The organism is Sphingorhabdus sp., from assembly GCF_041737645.1.
Classification (GTDB): domain Bacteria; phylum Pseudomonadota; class Alphaproteobacteria; order Sphingomonadales; family Sphingomonadaceae; genus Sphingorhabdus_B.
Genome location: NZ_JBGSRI010000038.1, coordinates 37589 through 59770, shown reverse-complemented (window position 1 = coordinate 59770; position 22182 = coordinate 37589). Strand labels below are relative to the sequence as shown.

26 protein-coding genes and 1 tRNA gene are annotated in these 22182 nt (G+C 55.6%); 5 read left to right on the top strand and 22 right to left on the bottom strand.

Going from position 1 to position 22182, the window contains the following annotated elements:
* Nucleotides 1-15: 15 nt before the first annotated feature.
* The 7 genes from ACEW72_RS06090 to ACEW72_RS06060 all read right to left on the bottom strand — a co-directional run bounded on the left by ACEW72_RS06090 (nucleotide 16) and on the right by ACEW72_RS06060 (nucleotide 5023).
* Entirely contained in the window at nucleotides 16-546 is a 531-nt protein-coding gene (locus ACEW72_RS06090) for a GNAT family N-acetyltransferase (RefSeq protein WP_373475487.1), read from the bottom strand.
* Nucleotides 543-1334 (bottom strand): LysR family transcriptional regulator, encoded by a 792-nt coding sequence (locus ACEW72_RS06085; protein WP_373475486.1) that lies wholly within the window; start codon nucleotides 1332-1334, stop codon nucleotides 543-545. Before ACEW72_RS06085 ends, ACEW72_RS06090 begins: the two co-directional genes overlap by 4 nt.
* A complete protein-coding gene (gene apaG / locus ACEW72_RS06080; RefSeq protein WP_373475485.1) occupies nucleotides 1331-1741 on the bottom strand; it encodes a Co2+/Mg2+ efflux protein ApaG in 411 nt (136 codons plus the stop codon). Before apaG ends, ACEW72_RS06085 begins: the two co-directional genes overlap by 4 nt.
* Nucleotides 1738-2946, bottom strand: coding sequence for a PLP-dependent aspartate aminotransferase family protein (locus tag ACEW72_RS06075; RefSeq protein ID WP_373475484.1), 1209 nt, complete (start codon nucleotides 2944-2946; stop codon nucleotides 1738-1740). Before ACEW72_RS06075 ends, apaG begins: the two co-directional genes overlap by 4 nt.
* A 26-nt stretch (nucleotides 2947-2972) precedes the next feature.
* Nucleotides 2973-4019: a 3-isopropylmalate dehydrogenase gene (gene leuB, locus ACEW72_RS06070; protein WP_373475483.1), complete on the bottom strand. Its 1047-nt coding sequence runs from the start codon at nucleotides 4017-4019 to the stop codon at nucleotides 2973-2975.
* Nucleotides 4020-4083: 64 nt separating this feature from the next.
* Nucleotides 4084-4674 carry a DNA repair protein RecO gene (locus tag ACEW72_RS06065; protein ID WP_373475482.1) on the bottom strand — a complete coding sequence of 197 codons (591 nt, stop codon included), beginning with the start codon at nucleotides 4672-4674 and terminating at the stop codon, nucleotides 4084-4086.
* 43 nt (nucleotides 4675-4717) lie between these two features.
* Nucleotides 4718-5023 carry a hypothetical protein gene (locus tag ACEW72_RS06060; protein WP_373475481.1) on the bottom strand — a complete coding sequence of 102 codons (306 nt, stop codon included), beginning with the start codon at nucleotides 5021-5023 and terminating at the stop codon, nucleotides 4718-4720.
* Nucleotides 5024-5265: 242 nt separating this feature from the next.
* Between ACEW72_RS06060 and ACEW72_RS06055 the strand changes: the two genes are divergently transcribed.
* On the top strand, nucleotides 5266-5523 hold the full coding sequence (locus tag ACEW72_RS06055; RefSeq protein WP_373475480.1) for a YjhX family toxin: 258 nt from the start codon (nucleotides 5266-5268) through the stop codon (nucleotides 5521-5523).
* Here ACEW72_RS06055 and ACEW72_RS06050 read toward each other — a convergent pair.
* The 11 genes from ACEW72_RS06050 to ACEW72_RS06000 form a co-directional block, all read right to left on the bottom strand.
* A complete protein-coding gene (locus ACEW72_RS06050) occupies nucleotides 5520-6410 on the bottom strand; it encodes an alpha/beta fold hydrolase (protein WP_373475479.1) in 891 nt (296 codons plus the stop codon). The genes ACEW72_RS06055 and ACEW72_RS06050 overlap by 4 nt on opposite strands.
* Nucleotides 6411-6480: 70 nt before the next feature.
* The gene (locus tag ACEW72_RS06045; RefSeq protein ID WP_373475478.1) at nucleotides 6481-6996 is read right to left on the bottom strand and encodes a CBS domain-containing protein; all 516 of its coding nucleotides are present in this window, start codon (nucleotides 6994-6996) and stop codon (nucleotides 6481-6483) included.
* Between the two features lie 101 nt (nucleotides 6997-7097).
* On the bottom strand, nucleotides 7098-9032 hold the full coding sequence (gene uvrC / locus ACEW72_RS06040) for an excinuclease ABC subunit UvrC (RefSeq protein ID WP_373475477.1): 1935 nt from the start codon (nucleotides 9030-9032) through the stop codon (nucleotides 7098-7100).
* 192 nt (nucleotides 9033-9224) lie between these two features.
* Nucleotides 9225-9827, bottom strand: a complete 603-nt coding sequence (locus ACEW72_RS06035) for a F0F1 ATP synthase subunit B (protein ID WP_373475476.1) — start codon at nucleotides 9825-9827, stop codon at nucleotides 9225-9227.
* On the bottom strand, nucleotides 9820-10314 hold the full coding sequence (locus tag ACEW72_RS06030; RefSeq protein WP_373475475.1) for an ATPase: 495 nt from the start codon (nucleotides 10312-10314) through the stop codon (nucleotides 9820-9822). The genes ACEW72_RS06035 and ACEW72_RS06030 overlap by 8 nt, the downstream gene beginning before the upstream one ends.
* Nucleotides 10315-10374: 60 nt before the next feature.
* Complete coding sequence (locus ACEW72_RS06025) at nucleotides 10375-10602, bottom strand: F0F1 ATP synthase subunit C (RefSeq protein WP_123153826.1); 228 nt, start codon at nucleotides 10600-10602, stop codon at nucleotides 10375-10377.
* A gap of 42 nt (nucleotides 10603-10644) precedes the next feature.
* Nucleotides 10645-11400 carry a F0F1 ATP synthase subunit A gene (locus ACEW72_RS06020; RefSeq protein WP_373475576.1) on the bottom strand — a complete coding sequence of 252 codons (756 nt, stop codon included), beginning with the start codon at nucleotides 11398-11400 and terminating at the stop codon, nucleotides 10645-10647.
* Between the two features lie 66 nt (nucleotides 11401-11466).
* Entirely contained in the window at nucleotides 11467-11784 is a 318-nt protein-coding gene (locus ACEW72_RS06015) for an AtpZ/AtpI family protein (protein ID WP_373475474.1), read from the bottom strand.
* Between the two features lie 184 nt (nucleotides 11785-11968).
* Nucleotides 11969-12358 carry a YdbL family protein gene (locus ACEW72_RS06010; protein WP_373475473.1) on the bottom strand — a complete coding sequence of 130 codons (390 nt, stop codon included), beginning with the start codon at nucleotides 12356-12358 and terminating at the stop codon, nucleotides 11969-11971.
* Entirely contained in the window at nucleotides 12358-12597 is a 240-nt protein-coding gene (locus tag ACEW72_RS06005) for a YnbE family lipoprotein (protein WP_373475472.1), read from the bottom strand. The genes ACEW72_RS06010 and ACEW72_RS06005 overlap by 1 nt, the downstream gene beginning before the upstream one ends.
* A gap of 25 nt (nucleotides 12598-12622) precedes the next feature.
* Nucleotides 12623-15805, bottom strand: a complete 3183-nt coding sequence (locus ACEW72_RS06000) for a YdbH domain-containing protein (protein WP_373475471.1) — start codon at nucleotides 15803-15805, stop codon at nucleotides 12623-12625.
* 111 nt (nucleotides 15806-15916) lie between these two features.
* Between ACEW72_RS06000 and radC the strand changes: the two genes are divergently transcribed.
* Both radC and ACEW72_RS05990 read left to right on the top strand, forming a co-directional pair.
* Entirely contained in the window at nucleotides 15917-16612 is a 696-nt protein-coding gene (radC, locus tag ACEW72_RS05995) for a DNA repair protein RadC (protein WP_373475470.1), read from the top strand.
* 57 nt (nucleotides 16613-16669) lie between these two features.
* Nucleotides 16670-17905, top strand: coding sequence for a multidrug effflux MFS transporter (locus tag ACEW72_RS05990; protein WP_373475469.1), 1236 nt, complete (start codon nucleotides 16670-16672; stop codon nucleotides 17903-17905).
* 53 nt (nucleotides 17906-17958) lie between these two features.
* Here ACEW72_RS05990 and ACEW72_RS05985 read toward each other — a convergent pair whose 3' ends face one another.
* The 4 genes from ACEW72_RS05985 to ACEW72_RS05970 all read right to left on the bottom strand — a co-directional run bounded on the left by ACEW72_RS05985 (nucleotide 17959) and on the right by ACEW72_RS05970 (nucleotide 20793).
* Nucleotides 17959-19518: an amino acid permease gene (locus ACEW72_RS05985; protein WP_373475468.1), complete on the bottom strand. Its 1560-nt coding sequence runs from the start codon at nucleotides 19516-19518 to the stop codon at nucleotides 17959-17961.
* Between the two features lie 67 nt (nucleotides 19519-19585).
* Nucleotides 19586-19963 carry a histidine triad nucleotide-binding protein gene (locus tag ACEW72_RS05980; RefSeq protein ID WP_373475467.1) on the bottom strand — a complete coding sequence of 126 codons (378 nt, stop codon included), beginning with the start codon at nucleotides 19961-19963 and terminating at the stop codon, nucleotides 19586-19588.
* A gap of 3 nt (nucleotides 19964-19966) precedes the next feature.
* Complete coding sequence (locus ACEW72_RS05975) at nucleotides 19967-20284, bottom strand: phosphoribosyl-ATP diphosphatase (RefSeq protein WP_373475575.1); 318 nt, start codon at nucleotides 20282-20284, stop codon at nucleotides 19967-19969.
* The gene (locus ACEW72_RS05970; RefSeq protein WP_373475466.1) at nucleotides 20284-20793 is read right to left on the bottom strand and encodes a MarR family winged helix-turn-helix transcriptional regulator; all 510 of its coding nucleotides are present in this window, start codon (nucleotides 20791-20793) and stop codon (nucleotides 20284-20286) included. Before ACEW72_RS05970 ends, ACEW72_RS05975 begins: the two co-directional genes overlap by 1 nt.
* A 77-nt stretch (nucleotides 20794-20870) precedes the next feature.
* Between ACEW72_RS05970 and ACEW72_RS05965 the strand changes: the two genes are divergently transcribed.
* Both ACEW72_RS05965 and ACEW72_RS05960 read left to right on the top strand, forming a co-directional pair.
* On the top strand, nucleotides 20871-21959 hold the full coding sequence (locus ACEW72_RS05965; protein WP_373475465.1) for a branched-chain amino acid aminotransferase: 1089 nt from the start codon (nucleotides 20871-20873) through the stop codon (nucleotides 21957-21959).
* 106 nt (nucleotides 21960-22065) lie between these two features.
* Nucleotides 22066-22140, top strand: a tRNA-Gln gene (locus ACEW72_RS05960).
* Nucleotides 22141-22182: the final 42 nt, after the last annotated feature.

The window sequence follows — 22182 nt, the reverse complement described above, 5'->3', positions numbered from 1 at the left end:
GGTTTAGGGCGGGACTTAGGCCCCGCTCCAGTCCTTGGCCAACATTCCGAAGATCAAACTATCCCTTATACCGATATGCGTTTCCCATTCCGCGCGCAAATGCCCTTCCAGTTGGAAACCCAGCCTTTTCAGCAAAACGACCGATCCATTATTTTCAGGGTCCACATCGGCAGAGATCCGGCGCGCCGACAATTGGCCAAAGGCGAAATCCAGAACGGCTTTGGCCGCTTCTGCGGCATAGCCATGGCCCCAATGTTCGCGTGCCAAAATATAGCCCAGTTCAAAAATGTCTTTCCGGTGTGGCATCAAAATGATCCAGCCAAGGGCCACATCACCGTCGGTCGTGATTGCCCAGCATTTATGATCCGCATCCGGCTCTGCGTTGCATGCGATATATTCGCGGGTCTCTTGCTGATTTTGATGTGGGCCACTGGACCAATAGCGCATCACCAATTCGTCGGACAGGGCATGAAACAATGCCGCCGTATCATCCAAAACAAGCTGGCGTAAAACCAGCCGGTCGGTGATTAATGTCGGGGCCGTCATCCGGTCAGCGCCTCCACTAGCGCCTTCACCTTCTTCTGACGCCATTGCGGCAAGGGTGCGATAATCCAATAGGCAAGTCGGCTATCCTTCGCATTGTCCAACGCTTTCACCCTGCCCGCCGTGATGTCGGCTTCGGCCAATAGATGCGGTACATTTGCACGGCCAAGTCCGATTGCCGCTGCATCAATTGCAAGCCCGGCATCGGAAAGACGTAACGCGGGCAATCCGTCGGCAACCGGACAATGCGGCCAGCTAATCGGCGTGTCGGCCCCGCCTTCGGGCGCACCGACTGTCACAAAGGCACCTTCGGCAAGGCGCACGCCTTCATGCTCGCCCGGCCCATCGGTCAGGCGGATGGCCAGATCAAGGTTGGCTTCGGTAAAATCGATGTCTTCATCAGCGGATATCAATGTAAAGCGCGTTTCGGGATTTGCCTGACTAAATTTTGCAAGTCGCGCGGCCAACCATTTTGCGGTAAAATCACGCGGGGCGGCTATGGTCAGCGAATTGGACGACTGCCCCGCTTGCATAGCGCGCACGGCATCTTCAAACATCAGGAACCCTTGGCGCAAAGCATCCAGTCCTGCGGACCCTTCAACGGTCAATTCCAATCCTTTTGGAGTGCGCCGAAACAGGACAACGCCCAGCATATCTTCGAGCGCGCGTATCTGTTGCCCGACGGCGGCAGGCGTAACGGCCAGCTCATCGGCTGCCTTTGTAAAGCTCAAATGCCGGGCTGCCGCGTCGAGGACGCGCAGACCATTCAGCGGCAAATGCGTCCGTTTCATCGTGCAGTCGCCGGTGCCAGCAATTTGAAACGCGGAATTTCAGCCAGAAATGTGCTGCCGTCGGCACGTATGAAACGATAATGCCCCTCCATTATGCCACTTGGTGTAGCCAGCGGGCACCCGGACACATAGTCATGGCTGTCACCCGGATTAAGCAGCGGTTGTTCGCCAACAACGCCGTCGCCATCGACATGGTTCACCGTAGCGCGGCCATCAGTGATTTTCCAATGGCGGGTTAACAACTGCACCGGTTCATCGCCATGATTTTCGATACGGATATGATAAGACCAGAACCACCGACCCTGCGCGGGTTGGGATTGCTCATTCAGATAGTTGGGCGCCACGCGGACTGTAATGCCATCGGTGGTCGCGCTCGCAGTGAAGAAGGAATCAAGAATATTGCTCATAGACCGGCCACCTTTAATGCCTGATCCAGATCTTCGATCAGATCTTGCGGATCTTCCAGCCCGACGTTGATCCGGATCATACCTTCACCAACACCCATCGCTTCGCGCCCTTCAGGGCCCATGCCATGATGCGTGGACGATGCGGGGTGGCACATCAAGCTGCGCGCATCACCGATATTGTTCGAAATATCGATCAACTGCAAAGCATTCAGCAACTGGTGCGCCTGTTTACGGCCGCCATCGAGGACGAAGGAGAAAATCGGGCCACAGGCTCTCATCTGGCTCATTGCCAGATTATGTTGCGGGTGGCTGGCTAGTCCCGAGTGCAGGATAGTGGGCACGCGGCCTTCCAGAAATTTGCCTACTTTTAGAGCATTTTCTGACTGCCGCATGGCGCGCAGTTCCAGCGTCTCCAACCCCTTATGCACCACCCATGCGTTAAAGGGCGACAGGTTTGGACCAGTATTGCGCTGAAACGGCAATAATATCTCTTCGATCCACTTTTGCGACCCGCACACGGCGCCGGCCAGCACGCGGCCCTGCCCGTCCATCAACTTGGTAGCACTGTAGGCTACGACATCAGCGCCATAATCCATGGGACGTTGCAGCACGCTCGTGGCAAAAGCATTGTCGACAACAGTCGTGATGCCATGCTCTTTTGCGAGGCCGCAAACATAAGCCATGTCGACGATGTCTATCGTCGGGTTCGCCGGCGTTTCAAAGAAAAACACTTTGGTATTGGACTGGATCGCTGCCTTCCACGCGTCATTGTCGCGGCTGTCGATGATGGTCGTCGTAATCCCCCATTTCGGCAGCAGATTGTCCGTCAGCCAGCGGCACGATCCAAAAGCCGCACGCGCCGCCACGACATGGTCACCTTGTTCCAACTGGCACAGAAGCGCCGTCGTCATCGCGGCCATACCCGAGGCCTGAGCGCGGCAGGCTTCTGCCCCTTCCATCAACGCGATGCGTTCTTCCAGCATCTGCACCGTCGGGTTTTGCAACCGGGAGTAAGTCATGCCCTCGGCTTCACCGGCAAAGCGCGCTGCTACGGTTTCGGCATCGTCATAGGTAAAGCCGGACGACAGAAATAAAGCTTCCGACGTCTCACCATGTTCGCTGCGCCATGTGCCGCCGCGGATGGCTTGGGTGGCGGGGCGCCATGTACTGGTGATCGAGCGATTCTGGCCGGTGGTTTTCTTCATGGGTCGCTTTTCGGGTAGCAAAGGGTTCAGGTCAAGGCAGCAAGAACGGCATCGCCCATTTCAGGGGTCGACAATGTTCCTCCCAAATCGGGGGAGCGCGCGCCATGTGCAAGCGCCGCGGCAACCGCCCGTTCGATCCGGTCAGCCTGCGCCGGCTGTCCCAGCGAATAGCGCAACATCATCGCCGCCGACAAAATGGTCGCGAGCGGGTTAGCCTTCCCTTGCCCGGCAATATCCGGCGCGCTTCCGTGGATCGGCTCGTAAAGCCCCTTTTGCCCGCTATCGAGCGAGGCGCTGGGCAGCATACCTATCGACCCGGCGCACATACTGGCCTGATCGGACAAGATATCGCCGAACAGATTGCCGGTCACAATAACATCGAACTGGCCCGGATTACGCACCAGCTGCATCGCGGCATTATCGACATACATATGGCTGAGCGCGACTTCGGGATACTCCTGCGCGGTTTCGATCACCACATCGCGCCACAATTGTGATGTTTCCAGCACATTGGCTTTGTCCACCGAGCACAGCTTTTTACCCCGTGACATGGCGGTTTCAAATCCGACACGGGCAATGCGGCGGACTTCATCTTCATTATAAGACATGATGTCATAGCCTTCGCGCTTGCCATCGGCGGTTTTCCGCATGCCCTTTTCACCGAAATAGACGTCACCATTCAGCTCGCGCACAATGACCATATCGATCTGGCTGGCGACTTCTGGGCGCAAGGCGCTGGCGTCGGCGAGTTCGGGAAACAGTTTTGCGGGGCGTAGATTGGCAAAAAGGCCAAGCTCTTTTCGCAAACCGAGTATCGCCTGCTCCGGACGCAAATGACGTTGCAGCGCGTCGCAATCTGGGTCACCGACGGCACCGAATAAAATGGCGTCGGCGCGTTTGGCCAGATCCAGCGTTTCGGGCGGCAGGGGATGTCCGGTCGTTTTATAGGCTACACCGCCGACGAGGGCTTCTTCAAAATGGAGCGAGTCGAGCGCTAGTGCTTCCAGCACGCGGCGGGTCTGCGCGATGACTTCGGGTCCAATTCCGTCACCGGGAAGCAAAGCAATAAGCACGGGTCCGATATCCTTTTGGCAAATGATATGAAAAGTCCGGTTTCCCTTGCCGTCCCTGCCCCGATTAGGCAACTGCCCTTTTCAATCTGTCCACCAAACGCTCTCTTGCCGCCATCACATCGGCACGGCGGTCCCCCAGAATATGCGCCACCAACCGCTCCCGGTTTTGCGCCATCATGGCCACCGGCGCGCCGTCGCTTGTGCCTTCCTCGGCATAGCCTAATTCAGCGAGCAACAAGGTTTCGTATTGCGCCACAGCCCCTGCCCAAACCCGTGCTGCCGGGGCCAGTTCTATCGCGGACAGCACGCCGTCAAGCGCACTGTGCAGACGCGGATAGGCAAGTGCTTCGGGCAACGTCGCGGCCGTTAGCGCTGTTACCCAGTCAATCGCCGCTATCGCCAAAGGTTCCGATAATAAATGGGCGCGACTGTGCAGCGGTTCTGCAGTTAGCGATGCCAATTGTCCCGGCGTTCGCACCCGCCATTCACCGTTGATGACGTTGCCGGGAATCAGCACAGGCCTTAAATGCCGCCCCCGTGCACCCTGCACATAGCCGGCAAGCAACCCGTCATCGGAGCTGAACGCCCGCACAATGGCCCCAGTTTCGCCGTGGTTCCTGACCGAACAAATGATGGCAGTGGCGATGATGTGCATGGGCCATCATGCCAAGCCCGTGGCTCCAGGGAAAGCGATATCCCTACCCGTCGCTGATTTTGAACAGCGCAGCACCTTCATATTTTTCGGCTTCGGGTTCGTACAATTCGTCAATTTCGAAATGACTTTCGGTAATGTGAAGATCGCTTAATCCCTGCAGATGGAATGCGCCGAGTTTTTTCTCACGCGGCGGTTCGCCATGTTTTTCGAGCGTGATCGCATCGATGAACAGCGCATTATTCTTGGTATAAAGAATATGCGGGGCCAGCTTCATCGCCACACCATTATAAACCGCCGTAACGCATTTCTTGAGTGCGATGGCTTCAAGGAGAAGTTGATTTGTGGACATAGCGCCAAGTTATCGCAGCTGTCATAGCGCGCAAGTGTAAAATGGTGCGCCGCAACACAAATTTGATCCGACTTGCAATATTCGGGATCTGCGATATTCTGACTACCCAACCGAGGAATTTATGCAAGAGATTGCCACCCGTTAATCCAGCGTCTGTGAAATGTTCGCAGACCTGATGATTTAGCCCCGGCCTCGCCATTCGTGCGGGCCGGTCACTAAACCTATTCAACGGGTTAAATTCCATGAATATTTCGAAGCATGAACAACGCGTGTTGCACGCGTTGGCGCAGGGTGGTTCGATCGTCCACCGTTTTAACGACCGCGGCCATATTGTCGAAGTCGACTGTATAAACCGCGATGGCTGGCGCCTTGCCGACTGTACTTTGGCTGTCTTTCAAAAGTTACGCCGCAGAAAATTGATCGGCAGCCAACGCGGCGCACCTTACCGGATCACACGCGCGGGTCTGCACGCGGTCAGGGCGCAACTGGACAACCGCTAGCACACGGCGGCCGCGTGGTTGGCGATTAAGTCCACCATGCGGTCGACCTGCGACGGAGGCAGATCGTGTGCCATCTCATCGATAATCTCCAGTCGGGCACCGGCAATATGGCGGGCGATGTCTTCACTGCCTTCTTTCGGCACCAACGGATCAGCGGCGCCATGCACGACAAGGGTCGGGGTGGTGATCTTCTTAAGCCTTTCTACGCGGCTACCGTCCGCAATAATCGCCAGTAACTGCCGCCGTGTCCCCACCGGATAATAGCCCCGGTCAAACGCCTTGGCGGTCATTTCGGCGTGGACATTCTCCTCGCGGGCCGGATCGGGATAAGAAAACGAACTGACCAGATCGGTGCCGAATGCGACGGCTTCATCACGGCTGGCGTTGGGCGAGCGCTTTACCATAAAGCGACGCTGGATATCGGCGCGCGCGCCGGGAAGGCCAGGCTTACCGCTGGACGACATGATCGAGGTCATACTAAATAGGCGATCCCGGTGGTTCGCAGCCATCAGCTGCACGATCATCCCGCCCATCGACGCGCCGACCACATGCGCTCTTTCAATGCGCAGCGCATCCAACAAACCAATCCCATCCGCGGCCATATCGGACAGAGTGTAAGCGACGCTGACCGGAAGCCCTAAGCGTGCCTTGAACAGCGTCCAGACCAGATGTGGAGCCTGAGCTCCCTCCATCCGCTGCGACATGCCAACATCGCGATTGTCATAATGGATGACGCGAAAGCCCTTTGCGACGAGTCCGTGAATAAACTCGTCCGGCCAAGCAATCATCTGCGCGCCTAGGCCCATGACGAGCAAGATAACGGGTGCGTCGGCTGGACCATTGTCTTCGTAATAGAGGTCGACGTTGTTAGCGTTGATGGCAGGCAAATGGCTTCTTTCTAAAATATATTGATATTGTAAGATATTTGAAGAGCTGAATATTTCAATACATTGCGTTTTATCGCGTTAGCAAAATTGCAAAAATACCAGTCAGCGCAATCAGAACAAATGCCGCCAAACCAATGAAGATCGAAGGGTTGATGTCAAACGTTGCACGCGCTTGTTCCTTTAACCTGTTCAATAATTCAGGCCAGGTGTAGCTGACGAAATCGCCTTGGCTCATAATCCCAATCAGAGTTCCGTCGTCATCAACGACCGGCAGGTGGCGGAAGCGATCGTTGGACATTTGACGCAGCCAATCCAGCAGGTCGTCATCACCCTTAGCAAGCCTCAAGTCTGTTGTCATAATAGCACTGAGTGGGGTCGTTTTGGGATCAAGGCCGGCATTCAGTAATCGTCGCATAAAGTCACGTTCAGTGACGATGCCCAGTGGCTTTTGATCCGGTGAAATCACCACAGCTGCACCATAATTCTTTTCGCTCATCGCCTGAACCGCCGTAAATACATCTTGGTCAGGGCTAAAAGTCATCACAGCCGCCTTGCGACTAAATTCGGGTCGATCTTTGATTTGCATATCAATGCCTCAGGGGGAGTAATATCCCCAGCGCCCTGTTTACGCCGTTGTGGCGTGGCAACAAGTCCAAATATTCGACCGCTGGCCTTAGCGGCCGTGCCTCAAATCATATGATAAAAATCGTGCACCGTTTGCGCGACCGCAGCCGACACGCCGGGCGCTTTTTGTAAATCTTCCAAACTGGCACTCCGCACCGCCTTGGCAGTCCCGAAGTGCATTAGCAGTGCCTTTTTGCGCGATGGACCGATGCCGGGAACTTCGTCCAGAGGACTTGCGGTAATCGCCTTGCTCCTTTTGGTCCGGTGCGCGCCGATGGCGAAGCGGTGTACCTCGTCACGCAGGCGTTGCAGATAGAACAGCACCGGCGCATTCACCGGCAGGGTGATTTCGCGTCCGTCCGGGAAGTGGAAGACTTCACGCCCTTCACGGCCATGGTCCGGTCCCTTGGCGATGGCAATCAGCGGCACGTCGTCAACCCCAATTTCTTCAAGCGCCGCCTTGACCGAACTCATTTGCCCTTTGCCCCCGTCGATCAACACAAGATCTGGCCATTGTCCGCCATCCCGATTGGGATCATCTTCCTGCGCCCTGCCAAAGCGGCGCTGGAACACTTCGCGCATCATAGCAAAATCATCATCCGTCGCGGCCTGCTTGATGTTGAACTTGCGATACTGCCCCTTGATAAACCCTTCCGCTCCTGCAACGACCATCGCGCCAAGGGCATTTGTCCCCTGAATATGGCTGTTGTCATAAATCTCGATGCGTTTGGGCGGTTCGGACAGTTCGAAAAGATCGGCCACTTCCTGCAAAAGCTTGCCTTGCGTGGTGCTTTCGGCCAGTCGCCGGTCCAACGCTTCTTCGGCATTGCGCGTGGCCTGTGCGACCAAACGCACACGGTCGCCACGTTGGGGAACCGCTATTTCGATTTTGCGCTCGGCCCGTTCCGAAAGCGCCTGTGCCAGCAAATCGGCCTCAGCCAATTCGCGGTCCAGCAGGATCAGGCGCGCGGGCGGCACGTCTTCATAAAATTGCGCGAGGAAGCTCGTGAACACCTCATCTTCACCAAGTTCCGAGACATGGGCCGGAAAAAAAGAGCGGTGCCCCCAGTTCTGGCCTCCGCGAATGAAGAATGCCTGAATTCCCATGACACCGTTGCGATGGGCAAGCGCAAAGATATCGGCATCGCCGATGCCCTGTGCGTTGATGGCCTGACTACCCTGAATGAAGGTCAATGCCTTGAGCCGGTCGCGCAGCATAGCGGCACGTTCAAAATCCAGCCCCTCGGCAGCGTTTTCCATTTCAGCAGCAAGTTTCGCCTGCACATCGGATGATTTGCCATCGAGAAAGGCTTTGGCATCGGCCACCAGATCAGCATAGGCGCCATCGTCAATCCGGCCGACACAAGGCGCCGAACATCGTTTGATCTGATAAAGCAGGCACGGCCGGTCACGGTTGTTGAAAAAGCTGTCCGAACAACTGCGTAAAAGAAAAAGTTTCTCGAGCGCATTCAGCGTCTGGTTCACCGAACCTGCGCTCGCAAACGGGCCATAATATTGCCCCTTATGCCGTCGCGCCCCGCGATGTTTCTGTATGCGTGGAAATTTATGATCCGCACGCAACAAGATGAAAGGAAAGCTTTTGTCGTCGCGCAACAGGACATTATAGGCCGGGCGATAGCGCTTGATGAGCTGCGCCTCCAGCAGCAGGGCTTCGGCTTCGCTGTTGGTCGTAACAATCGTCATCGACCGCGTCAGCGCGACCATGCGCCGCAACCGGTTCGGTAACCGGTCAATCTGCACATAATTGTTCACACGGTTTTTGAGCGCGCGCGCCTTGCCGACATAGAGCACATCGCCACGCGCGTCGTGCATCCGGTATACGCCCGGATTGTGCGGCAAGGTTTTCAGGACATTTCGAATAGCCGCAACACCCGACTCCAGGTCCGGCGCATCCGCACCCCTCACCGCATAAGTTGCTTTCTCCTCATTGAAACGGGAGGCAGCATTTGGCTGATCGGGGCGGTCGGCTTTGGACATAGCGGGAGTGATGTAAGCGACGACGTCTGCCTGCACAATGTCATTCCCGCGCCCTGCACAATGTCATTCCCGCGAAGGCGGGAATCGAAGGTCAGAAAGTGCAGCCAATGCCCTGTTGCGTCAAATGGCGATGGTCGCCCATGGATCCCCGCATTCGCGAGGATGACAGATTGTTGCGTTCAAAAGGAGCGTTTAGTTCAACGATGCAATCGACTGGTCAATCAACGACGCATCCGCTTTGGCATCGTGATGCTGTGCAATCAATTGTGCAGCAGCCGCAGCCGCAGCGCTGGCTGCTTTTGCACGGACATCGGCAATGGCGGCGCGCTCGGCGGCGGCAATTTTCTCTTCAGCCGCTTTGGCACGACGTCCGATAAGCGCCGTGGCATCCTCTTTCGCGCGCGCAATGATCAGCTTGGCTTCGTCTTCGGCGGCGGCCTTCATCGCTTCTGCATCGGCAGCAGCTTGTTTGGCTTTTGCTTCATACTCGGACTTGATTGCTTCAGCCTCGGCGCGCAATGTGGTCGCCTGGTCGAGCTGGTCCTTGATACCTGAAATCTGTTTGTCGAGCGCCCCGGCGATCATGGCAGGCACTTTTTTCCAGATCGCGAGCCCGATGACGACAAGCATGGCCAAAGCCACGAGCATCGTTGCATCAAAACCGAGCGCCGATGGCGTTGCGTGTTCTTCGCCGCCATTAGCTTCGGTTGACGCGACGCCCGCTACAACTGGTCCATGCCCCATTGCGGCATGGTCCTCAGCGGTCAATTCTGGAGTTTTTACTGCTTCAGCCATTTGCCATAACCGCCTTCACTGCTGATGCCGCTTGCGCCGAACTTACCTTGGCACCCGATAGCTTTGCGACGATTTCTGCCGCAGCTTCGGCTGCCACTGTTTCAATGCTGGCCATCGCTGCGGAGGTGGCCTTTGCAAGATCGGCTTCTGCCAAAGTCAGCGTTGCTCCCACTTCGGCGTCCGCTTTGGCAAGGCGCTGTTCCGCGTCTTTTGCCGCCTTTGCCTTCGCCTCACCCGATTTTGCTTGTACCACTAATCGAGCGGCGGCCAGATCGGCGGTACCGCTATCGCCCAAATTGTCCGCTTCCGCACGGGCACGCTCCGCCGCCGCAAGGTCATCGGCAATTTTGCGGTCGCGTGCGTCTATGTTCGCTTCAATCTTTGGCAGCATGCCTTTGCCGATCGTAAAATAGATCAGGCCAAAGACAATCAGCAGCCAGAAAAACTGCGACGCATAGGTTTCAAGAATCTGGGCAATTTGGGGCATAATACTTGGCTGTCCTTATGAAGATTGTGCCCTGGCGCGATGCCAGGGCGAAACCGTCAATTAGGCAACGAAGATCAGGATCATCGCAACGACGAATGCGAGCAGACCGAGAAGTTCAGCAGCCGCGAAGCCGATGAACAAACGGCCCTGCTGGCCATCAGCCGCCGCAGGGTTACGAAGCGCGCCCTGAAGGAAGGATCCGAAAACATTACCCACACCACCGGCGGCAAGGCCGGCACCAATTGCTGCAAGACCGGCACCGATCAATTTTGCTGCTTCTGCGTCCATGATAATAACTCCTGTTCAAAACTAAAATGCGTGGTGGAAAACTCAGTGTAAATTGACCGCGTCGTTAATGTAGAGCGAAGTCAAAAGCGCGAAAACATAGGCCTGAATGGCACAGACGAGCAATTCAAGCAGGGTAATGCCGATCATCAAAATGAACGAAGGCAAGCTAACCACCAAAGGCACCCAAGCGGCTTGGGCATTCAGACCGTTGATGACGAAGCCTGCCAACACCTTCATCAGAACGTGACCGGCGGTCATCGCGACGAATAAACGAAGCGCGAGGCTGAATGGGCGGATGAGAAATGAGAAAAGCTCGATCAATGGGATCAGCCAAAGCAGCCACCAAGGTGTTCCGTGGGGCACGAAGAGGCTGAAGAAATGGAGGCCATGACGCCAGAAACCGACGACCAGTACCGTGCCGAAACTGAGCACAGCCAATACGGCGGTCACGGTCAAATGGCTGGTTACGGTGAAGGGGTGGACACCAGGGACAATGCCTACGGGCATCATGCCCATGAAGTTCGCCATGAGGATGAACATGAAAAGCGAAAACACCAAAGGCACATATTTTTTGCCTTCAGGTCCAACGCTGGAAGTCACCATGTTGTTGACGAAACCGGTCACGCCTTCGACAGCCATTTGCCAGCGGCCGGGGACCAGATCGCGCTTCATGCCGCCCCACATAAAGAGCCAGAGGGCGCCGAGTACAATCATCATGAAAAGCGAGGAGTTGGTGAAGGAGACGTCATAGCCGCCAATACTGAGCGGCGCGAGCGGCTCAATCTGGAACTGATACATCGGATCGATTTTGCCGCTTTCGCCTGCCACGTTCACTACCCTGTATATGCGCGTCAAGCGCCCGGACTATTCCGGACGCTCGTTCGAGATCTTTATGATATTCCTGAAGGCGACCGCGATGCCCAAAAACATGCAGACCAACAGAAGCGCAGGGGAAGTGCCGAAAAGCTGGTCGAATAACCAACCAACCAATGCACCACCCGCAGGACCTGCAATAAGCTCCGTCAAAACCCTGTTTCCCTGCCGCATTCCTTTGGCCGGAACCTGATCTTTACCAGAGCGAACCGCTTCGGCTTTTCGCGCCGCTTTCAGCTGCATGTCTAACGAATCGAGCCGAGCGTCACTTTTGCCTTTGCCATCCTGCCCGGAGTTGTTCGAAACCATGCGATTTATCCTCGTATTAAAGGCAAACCACCACGAAATCGGGGCAACCCCGCCTAGGCACCGGCGCTTTAGGAGAGGGATTTAGACAAGTCAACAGCACCACGGCAATAATGTTGCAACGCAAAAGAAAAGAGCCGCGCCATCTCTGGCGCGACCCTGTTTCGTCTGTGCACTTCCCTTAAAATCAAGGGCAGCGCGAATCCAGCTCTGGCTTTCCGGCGTCGCGCGTTTTCCACTGTCCGCCTGGGCTCTGGTATTTTTCACCCGCTACGGTGCGCTCGGCAATCAAACGGCATCCGCTACGTAGCGCCATTTCCTCGACCGTTGCGCCATTGGCCAACGCTTCCTTGGAATATGCCGCCTTGCGCTTGATATTGATATCTTCGACCAATGCCTTGATTGCAGGCGAAGGCGAGGTCACAAAACCCAGATAGCCATCGGCCTTTTCCCCGACGAGTCCGCTTTCGCGCGCGCCTTGATAAGCCGGATCACGCCCCGACTGAAACGCGACCGCACCCGACGCCGTAGCGCCCAGCAACAACGCGGCAATGATCATTTCAACTGACTCTTTCATCAAAATATCTCCGGATTCTCTTCAATAACCTTCTCGGACGCCGCGGCCAGCTTGAACAATATTTCCTGCCGGATTGCGATGTTGAGATTGATCACAATCGGCTTGTCCGGCGCAGTAACTTGTACACAACCGGATAAAACCGAAAGCATGATAGGTGTCAAAACGAGTATCACTTTCCCCATGTTACGGCGAATCGCACTATCCATGCGGTTCGTCAATTGCCCTTGGTTATGCGTCATCGCCGCTTTCCTTTTGCTGAATGGTTCATTCATCCGTTTGTTCATCTTTCTTCGCAGGAATATCTTCGGGAGCCGTCGGTGGAACCCCTTTTTGTTGTTCCAGCAAATATTTCAAATCGCGGTCGGCGACATAAGCCGGATCATAATAGCCCCTGATCGAACCGATGAGTTTCAAAAACTCGGCTTTTACACTGACATTGAATTTAATCGGAATACGCGAAAGCTGCTTCGTGATGAAATTGCGTTTCGCACCACTGCCTTGTTGCAGGCCGGTAAAGCTAATGTCGGTTACAATTTCTCCATCCAGTTCGCCGCCAACGCCGATAGTCAGCGACGAATAGCGGATCGACCGCAAGGCGTTGAAGGCGAAATTGGCAAAAGTGCCCATGTCTTCATAGGCCAGCTCCCCCAGATAGCTTACCTCCCCGCCGCCCGGCCGCGAAACCAGCGCCCCGCCGACAATCCTTCCCCCGTCCTGACTAAATATCATCGGCAAGGTCCCGTCAAAAACGCCGGTCACGCGCAGATTCTGAAAATCATATCCAGCCAGAAATTGTTCCGCGTCCACCCCGGTTACGCGGAATGTCAGGCGTCGTTCTTTTTCTACACCAAAATCAAGCGTAGTCGGTTCAAGTAAAAGCTCACCCCCTGCAAACGGCCAACGACCGGATTCGATGCGGACCTGTTGATCCGGCAGCAATTGATATCTTATGTTTCCGTTCAGCGCGGGGATGCCCGGATTTATCGAAGCGATATTTGCAATTTGGGCGGGGCCTGTTTCCAGACCGAGCAGGTCGGTAAACACGATTTCTGTGGTCAGGCCATCTACAGGCCCGAACGCGGCGGCCAGATTCATGCCCTGTGTCGCAACCCGGCCCGTGCTGCGAACACCCTGACGGTCCCATTCGATGCGGCCATCGCCGGACACAGTACCATCAACATTGGCAAAAACACCAAGCACCAGCGGTGTTAGTAAAGACGGCTGGAAACGTTCGTCAAATCGCAGATTGTCCGTCGCCAAAAGGGCCCGGCCGCTGCTATCGTTCAATTGATGGCGGATATCCACACCGGCGACACGGGTGCCCGTTTCCGGCTCCACCAAATTACCGATGGCCGTGATGATATTATTTTCAAGCATCAGCATCATGTCAGGAACACGTATCGGTTTAAACCGATCCACCTGTTCCGCATCGAGGACTTTCAGGCTGCTGTCCAAAGTCAGGACATTGTTCAAATACCGCCAGTTACCGGCTGCTTCATCAATTAGCAGCGGAACATTGGCTATCTGGCCGGAACCACCTTGCAACGTGCCGTTCATCCCACCAGCGTCAAAACGGCCAGTCAGTGCGGCGACGACAAAATCCGTGGCGCTATCCACTTGGCCAAGAGAAATCGATACATCACGCGCGACAAAGCCTTCATCCAGACTAAACCGGATAGACGCACTTTTCGCTGAAAGGGGTGCGCTGCCGATGCTGCCGCGCACATCAAAGTTCGGCAGGTTGGCGGCCAAGCGTGTTCGCCCATTACGCGACGAAAAAACTGGCCTGCCCGCATCGGGACACAGGCGGATGCTCTGCGACCGTAAGGCGAAATTGGCTATTTTCAGAGAGTCAAAACGGACAGATTGGCAGCTTTCGTACATTGCCAGCCCGGCCCCGTCGTAGCGACCCGACAAAGGCAGTTGCAAGCCACTGACAAACCCGTTCGGCATCGGCCCCGATAGCAAAGCCTGGCCGTTAAAGCGCCATGCGCTACCCGGACTGCCACTGAACGTTAATCCGGGAACCGCCAGCCGAGCGGATCCGCCGGTAAAGGGGGCGACGCTTAACGTGCCGGCCCATTGCGATCCCGAAGACTGGCGCAGGGAAAGCGTTGCATTCGGAACGTTGCGTCCGGTGAGCGCCAATTGGACAGGGGTACCTATGCGCCAATCGGATGCGGATGATTGGATCACCAGTGGGCCATTCTGGCGAAGCTGAACCCCCGAACCGCTCTTGAGTGCCAAAGCCGATATGGTGGCGCCCATTCGCCCTTGGAAATCCCGGAAGCCATCAAATTCGAGATTGCCATCAAAACGATCCCCTGCCCGCTCTATAACGGGTGCGATGCGCGCCACGATCGGCCCCACCGGGGTATCCACCGTCTGGGCAACCAACGCGCGCAGGCTTCCCAATGTCCCGCGATCCAAAGCCCCGCCGGCGACAGCGATATCTCCGCGCGCTGAAAATGCGAATTTGGTGTCGTCAAGGCCACCATAGCCCTTCGCATTCAAGGTGAGACGCGGAACGGTTAGGGGCGCCGACCGCAGCGCCACTTTCTCCAAAGCAAGAGTGAAGTTGGTCCGTTGCACCCCGCCATCGACCGATACAACGCCTTGCGGTGCGGTGGCGGCAACGCCGGGATAGCGGATGGTCGCTGCGGCAAATCCGACATCACCGACCCATCTGTCCAAACGCTCCGACAATTTGATATCCACATCTAGTTTGGGCGCTGAAACTGCAAGCCTTTGCGATGTGCAATCCAAAGAGGATGCGGAAAGCGGACCGATCAGTTGCGGTTGGCGCCATTTCAGTAACAGCTTTCCGTCAAATGCAACCGCTGGCGCGCGACATTCACCTGCTGCGATTGCCGTCGAGCGCAGCGAGAGACGGGCGGCAAACTGGTTACGCAACAACCCGCTTCCGTTCAATCCAACACCAATATTCCCCCATGGTGTCTCGATCCGTGCCTTCGCGTTCTTGATGTCGAGCCCGATGTCGGGCCATTCAAACGGCTCTTCCGATGCGGGATCTCTAAATTTGTCGAGTTCGCCGAACGACAGCTTTCCATCGGCATAGCGCCCACGCAGGGATACGCCCTTGGCACGGACATCACGCAAGCTGGCACCGGAAAAATTCAGGGCGACGTCAACCTCGATTTCGTCGGCCGTCAAATCCGGGCGGGCGGGATCGCCGATGACGAGGTTGCGGATGCGCTGGGTACGAAAGCCAATTTGGTTGATGCTGTAGGTTGCACGGATACCCCTGCTTTCCAGTTCGCCTTGCACAAATCGGTCGGCGATCGTGTTGCGCTGTCCCCAGGCGATCAGCAGCAGGGCAACGAACAGAAATGTAACGGACGCAAAAATGATCCGCTTCCAGCGCCAACCGCGAAAAGCTTTGGGTGCCCCATCATTGGTCAGTTCGGTGTCGGCAGGTTCCTGCATAACCTTCAAATGCGGGAAAGGACATTACGTTGCAACGCCATTCGCGCCGGGTGGCTTGATTGAGCCATAAAAATCTTGGAAAAGGCAATGAATTGCAATAGGATAGCTGCAATGGATGTCGTCGAAGGAATTGAGAAACATCATAATGCGGGCCATCGTGCGCGGTTGCGGACGCGATTGCTTGAGCTGGGCGGTGATTCACTTCTGGATCATGAATTGATTGAATATCTTTTGGCGTTGGTGATCCCCAGAAAGGATACCAAGCCATTGGCCAAGCAGCTTATCGCACAATATGGCGGGTTTTCGGCATTGCTGACCGCCGATGCGGAAAGCATCGCCCGGCAACCGGGCATGGGCGAAACAAGTACGGCGGCGTTGAAGATAGTACAAGCAGCGGCCTTGCGTTTGTTGAGCGAGCCTGTCCGCGAACAACCGGTGTTGGCTTCGTGGCAATCATTGTTGGATTATTTACGTGCTGACATGGCGCATTTGACCATCGAACGGGTACGGACTCTTTATCTCAACAGCAAAAATATGCTGATCCACGATGAGGTGACCAGCGAAGGTTCGATCGACCAAGCACATATTTATACCCGCGAGGTCGTAAGGCGTGCGATAGACCTTGGTGCGGCGGCCATGATATTGGTCCACAACCACCCCAGCGGCGATAGCGCACCCAGTCGTCAGGATATCGCGATGACCAAGGATATAATAAGCGCCGCAAGAAACTTCGACATTGCCGTTCACGACCACATCATCATCGGCAAAGATGGCTTTTCCAGTATGCGGAGTGCCGGGCTCATTTAGCGGGTGGTCAAAACTGTGCGGGTGCAACATAACCGGGTCATGCATTCTCCCCTCCCCATGAAAAAGCCAATCGGTGACAAAGAACTAACGGTCATGATGGCGTCGGTAATGGCGCTCAATGCTCTTGCCATTGATTCCATGCTACCCGCATTTCCTGCCATTGTCGGCAATCTCAGCCTCGCTGAACCCAATAGCATCCAGTATATCATTTCGATTTTCTTGGCTGGCACGGGCATCGGGGCATTGGTCCACGGCCCCTTGTCAGACCGTTATGGCCGCAAACCCATTTTGTTGATCGCAACTGTCGGTGCCGCCCTTTTCTCATTAGCGTGCAGCCTATCGACAAGTTTCGAAATGTTGCTGGCGATGCGTTTCTGTCACGGATTGATGGCCGCGGCGATGGGCGTTTTGGTCGTATCGATCATCCGCGACAAATTTGAAGGCGACGCGATGGCGCGTCGGATGTCCACGATTTTCCTGATCTTCATGATAGTGCCGATCATCGCCCCCACCATCGGGCAATTTGTCCTGCTGTTCGCCGGTTGGCGCACTATTTTTGATCTGATGGCATTCATGGCGCTGGCCGCTGCTATTTGGCTCTATTATCGATTGCCCGAAACGCTGCATCCCGAAAATGTCATCTTGATCAAACCCCATGCGCTAGCCAAAGCATGGAAAAAGGTAGTTACCCACCGCAATGCCACAGGCTATATGCTGGGCGCCGGTATAGTTCAGGGCGCTTTATTCGGCTATCTGAACAGCTCGCCCCAATTATTTGACGAAGTTTTCAACGCGGCGGATTTTTTCACAATCGGCTTTGCCATTGTTGCACTTGGAATCGCCGCGTCCAATTTCGCCAATTCGCGTATTGTCGAAAGATTTGGCGCGCGCCGCGTTTCGCAAACCGCGTTGATCAGTTTTATCATCCTGGGTTCGCTTCAGGTGGCCGCCGCCGAATTTGCACCGGCGTCACTGCCTCTGTTCCTCATTTTGCTGACCGCCAATATGGCAATGGTCGGTTTTATCGGGTCCAATTTTTCGTCCATAGCAATGACGCCCTTTGGCGATGTTGCCGGAGCCGCTTCGTCGTTCCAATCCTTTGCCAAGACGATTTTGGCGGCCGGAATTGGCGCGGCGATCGGTCAGCAATTTGACGGTACTGTCCTGCCCGTCGCGTCGGGATTTGTCCTATGCGGCCTGATCGCGCTGGGCCTTGTTCTATGGTGCGAAAATGGCAAATTGTTCACACGCCCCGGAACGGCTCCAAAAATCCCCAGTAATCCACGCGGGTAATAAAAAAGGGAGGCCGCGAAGCCCCCCTTTTCTTTTGACTGGCGGTGATGCCTTTAATTGTCGTGCACTGGCCCCGGGAACTCGCCCATGTCCGGCGCGTCGTCAATCATCTGGTCGTGTTGCAGGTTCGAATTCCGCATACCGTAGATGAAGTACAACGCAATCGCACCGATCAGGAAGTAGATGAAGAACATCAACACATTATACGGCACTGTCGTAATCAAATAGAGGCAGGACAAGATACCCAAAGCCGGGACAACCGGATAAAATGGTACTGAAAACCCACGCGGTAAATCAGGGGCTGCGCGACGCAGATAGATTACCGACAGGCACACAATGGCAAAGGCCGCCAAGGTACCCACTGAGGTCATGTCGCCCAGCACGTTGATGTCGAAGAAACCGGCAGCAACGGCTGTGATCGTGCCAACCAGCAATGTGTTGATATAAGGCGTGTGGAACCTTGGATGCACCCGCGAGAAAATCTTGGGTAGCAAACCGTCACGCGCCATGGTGTAGAAAATACGCGTTTGTGCATACATCAGAACCAACACCACCGAAGTCAGACCGATAATCGCGCCTACCTTGATTGTTTTCGCAAGCCACGCCCATTGCGGGCCGAAGCTGTCGACAACGACGGCAACCGGATCAGGCACGTTCAGCGACGCATAAGGAACCAGCAGGGTCATGATGGCAGCAACCAGCATATAGATGACCGTGCAGACGACCAGTGAACCGATGATACCAAAAGGCATATCGCGTTTTGGATCCTTGGCCTCCTGCCCTGCGGTCGATACGGCTTCAAAACCGATATAGGCAAAGAACACAATCGATGCCGCACGCATGATGCCATCGACACCAAATTGTCCGTCACCTGTATTTTCGGGAATGAACGGGGTCCAGTTGGTCGCCATATATTCGCCGAGGTTCGAAAGCACGATGAAGCCGCCGACAAGAATGAAGGCCGCAAGAACGCTTACCTTGATTGCAACAATGATATTGTTGACCTTCGCCGATTCCGACACACCGACCATCAACAGCAAAGCGAGAACCATGCAGATCAGAAACGCCGGAAGGTTGAAGATCGCCGTGACCGCAGCGCCATTGACCAGCAAAGGCGCGCCATCGACCATCAGCGCCTGGCCGGTAGGGCCAGTAAATTGCGGAGGTATGACGAGCCCGAAATCCGCGAGCAAGCTGACGACATAGCCACTCCACCCGACCGCGACCACCGACGCGGCTAGGCCATATTCGAGCAGCAACAAAGCCCCCATGATCCAGGCAACAAATTCGCCCAGCGTGGTGTAACTATAGGTGTAGGCGGAACCGGATACCGGCAAGGTCGACGACAGTTCAGCGTAACATAAGCCTGCAAAAGCACAGACAAGGCCGGCAACAACGAAAGACAGCATGACCGCTGGCCCTGCATGGAGTGCGGCCGCGCTGCCGGTGCGGACGAAAATGCCTGCCCCGATAATACAGCCAACCCCCAGCAAAAGCAGGTTCCATTTGCCAAGCGAACGTTTCAATTCGCTGCTGGCCGTTTCTCTTTGTACTTGCGCGATCGTTTTGCGCGCGAACATGCGCTGCATCACGGTTTGCGGTTTACTCGCCATCTTCTTCTCCCCGAAGGATTGTTATTTTGGGGAAACTAACCGCAAATGCGAAGCGCGCAACTTAATTTCAACGAACCAGCATCGGTCCCAAGGGTTTTCCACCAAAAATGTGGACGTGCAGGTGCGGAACTTCCTGATGTGCGTCCAATCCGGTGTTTGCTAAAAGACGATAGCCAGGCCCCACCAGACCCAACTCGCGCGCGACATGCCCAACAGCCCGCGTAAATCCGGCTATTTCTGTATCACTCGCCTTGGCGCTGAAATCATCCCAGCAGACATAGGCCCCTTTGGGAATGACCAGCACATGTTCGGGCGCCTGCGGGTTGATATCGTGGAAGGCCAGTGCCCATTCATCTTCATAGACCGTGCGATTGGGAATTTCGCCACGTAGAATTTTGGCGAAGATATTCTGGTCATCATAAGACTGTGTTGCGTCAATAGGCATAGTTCAATCCGATCTTGCAGCTTTTTCAGTTAGTCCCGATACACCATCGCGTCGATCCAATTCGGCCAACACGTCATCGACTTTCACGCCGCCCTCGGCCAGCAGCACCAAAAGATGGAATACCAGATCCGCTGCCTCGGACGTCAATTTGGCCGGGTCTCCGGAAAGCGCGGCGATTACCGTCTCGGTCGCCTCCTCACCCACTTTCTGCGCGATTTTTTCGCGGCCCTTGGCAAACAACGAAGCGACATAGCTGCTATCCGCCGCCGTACCGCGGCGTCCGGCAATCACCGTTTCCAGCCTGTTAAGCGTATCGCGCATCATATATCCTTTTGCAGGGCCGCAACCATCAAGCGATCTTCGTCCGGTATCAGCCCTTCGAGCACACGCCAGAAGCCGGTGACCGATTCCTGGCCCGCGGCGGCATAGGCGGTCGCAAGGCTGGTCCGCAATGCTTCGAACAACTGGGCTTCGAATGTTTTACCTTCCTCGGTCAGCCTCAAAAGCTTTTGCCTTCGGTCTGCAGACCCGCTGCGTGTCTCGACCAGATTGCGGGCAGACAGATCGTTCAGAACCCGCCCAAGCGACTGCTTGGTGATGGCCAATATTTTCAGCAGTTCGCTGATCGTCAAATCCGGCTGTCGTGCGATGAAATAAAGCGCACGATGATGCGCCCGGCCCAGCCCATGTTCTGCCAAGCCGTCATCAATCGAACGTGTCAGACGCGTGTAGCCGAAAAACAGCAACTCCACGCCCCGACGCACCTCATGCTCGCGCAGGAATAACGGGGAAGCAGCCGGTGTTGCAGGCAAGGAAGATGGGACAGCCATATTGACGTATCTTGGCGCAGCCCATAGGACAGTGCAACCCCTTAAGGGACGATCACAACAAGGTATCGAGAGCAGATATGACCGCTGGTGCATTTCCATTTGAGGCGAACCCGAACCCGATCGACGCCGCCCGCCGTGCAGAATTGCTCGCCGACCCCGGCTTTGGCCGTGTGTTTACCGACCATATGGTGACCATCCGCTATTCCGACGACAAGGGTTGGTATGATGCAAAAGTCGGCCCGCGCGGCCCTTTGACGCTCGATCCGGCCACCGCAGTCCTCCATTATGCACAGGAAATTTTCGAAGGATTAAAGGCCTATCGCCTTGCCGATGGTTCTATGGCGCTGTTCCGCCCCGAACAAAATGCGCGTCGTTTCCAACGTTCAGCCAAGCGGTTGGCCATGCCGGAATTACCGGAGGAATTGTTTCTGCAGTCCTGCCACCAACTCATCGAAGTGGACCAAATTTGGTTCCCGCCAGTCGAAGGCGGCTCCATCTATCTGCGCCCCTTCATGATTGCCAGTGAAGTGTTCCTGGGCGTCAAGCCTTCGGCTGAATATCTTTACATGGTCATCGCGTCGGCCGCCGGTAATTATTTCAAAAGCGGTGCGCCTGCCATAAAGATATGGGTGTCCGAACATTACACTCGCGCCGCGCCGGGGGGCACGGGCGCGGCCAAATGCGGCGGCAACTATGCATCCAGTCTGGTCGCCCAATCCGAAGCCATCCACAACGGATGCGATCAAGTTGTTTTCCTAGACGCTGCGGAACATCGCTGGATTGAAGAATTGGGCGGTATGAACCTATTTTTCCTGTTTGACGACGGAACGCTGATTACACCGCCGACGGACGGCACGATCCTTGAGGGCATCACCCGCGAATCCATCATCATATTGGCCCGCGAACAAGGCCTGGATGTGCGCGAAGAGCGCTACGCCATCGACCAATGGCGCGACGATGCGACCTCCGGAAAACTGGTCGAGGCCTTTGCGTGCGGCACCGCTGCGGTTGTGACCCCGGTGGGCAGTGTGCATAGCCAAAGCGGCAGTTTCACGATCGGCGCCGGCGGTCCAGGGCAAATAACCCAACAATTGCGGGCAAAGTTGGTCGATATCCAGCGCGGCACCGCACCCGATCCTCATGGGTGGGTGCAACCGGTAATTTGATCGAAAATTCCTGCTTTTCGGCAATTGCCATTGTCGAAACTCGCGTTATAAGGCCGCCGCAGCAGACAAGGCGGAACCCGCCTTATTGCGTTAAATGCCAAGATGATGGGGCGTCGCCAAGCGGTAAGGCAGCGGCTTTTGATGCCGCCATTCGCAGGTTCGATCCCTGCCGCCCCAGCCATCTTCGCATTTTAAACCGCTTCACATATCAGCAATCTTTGTA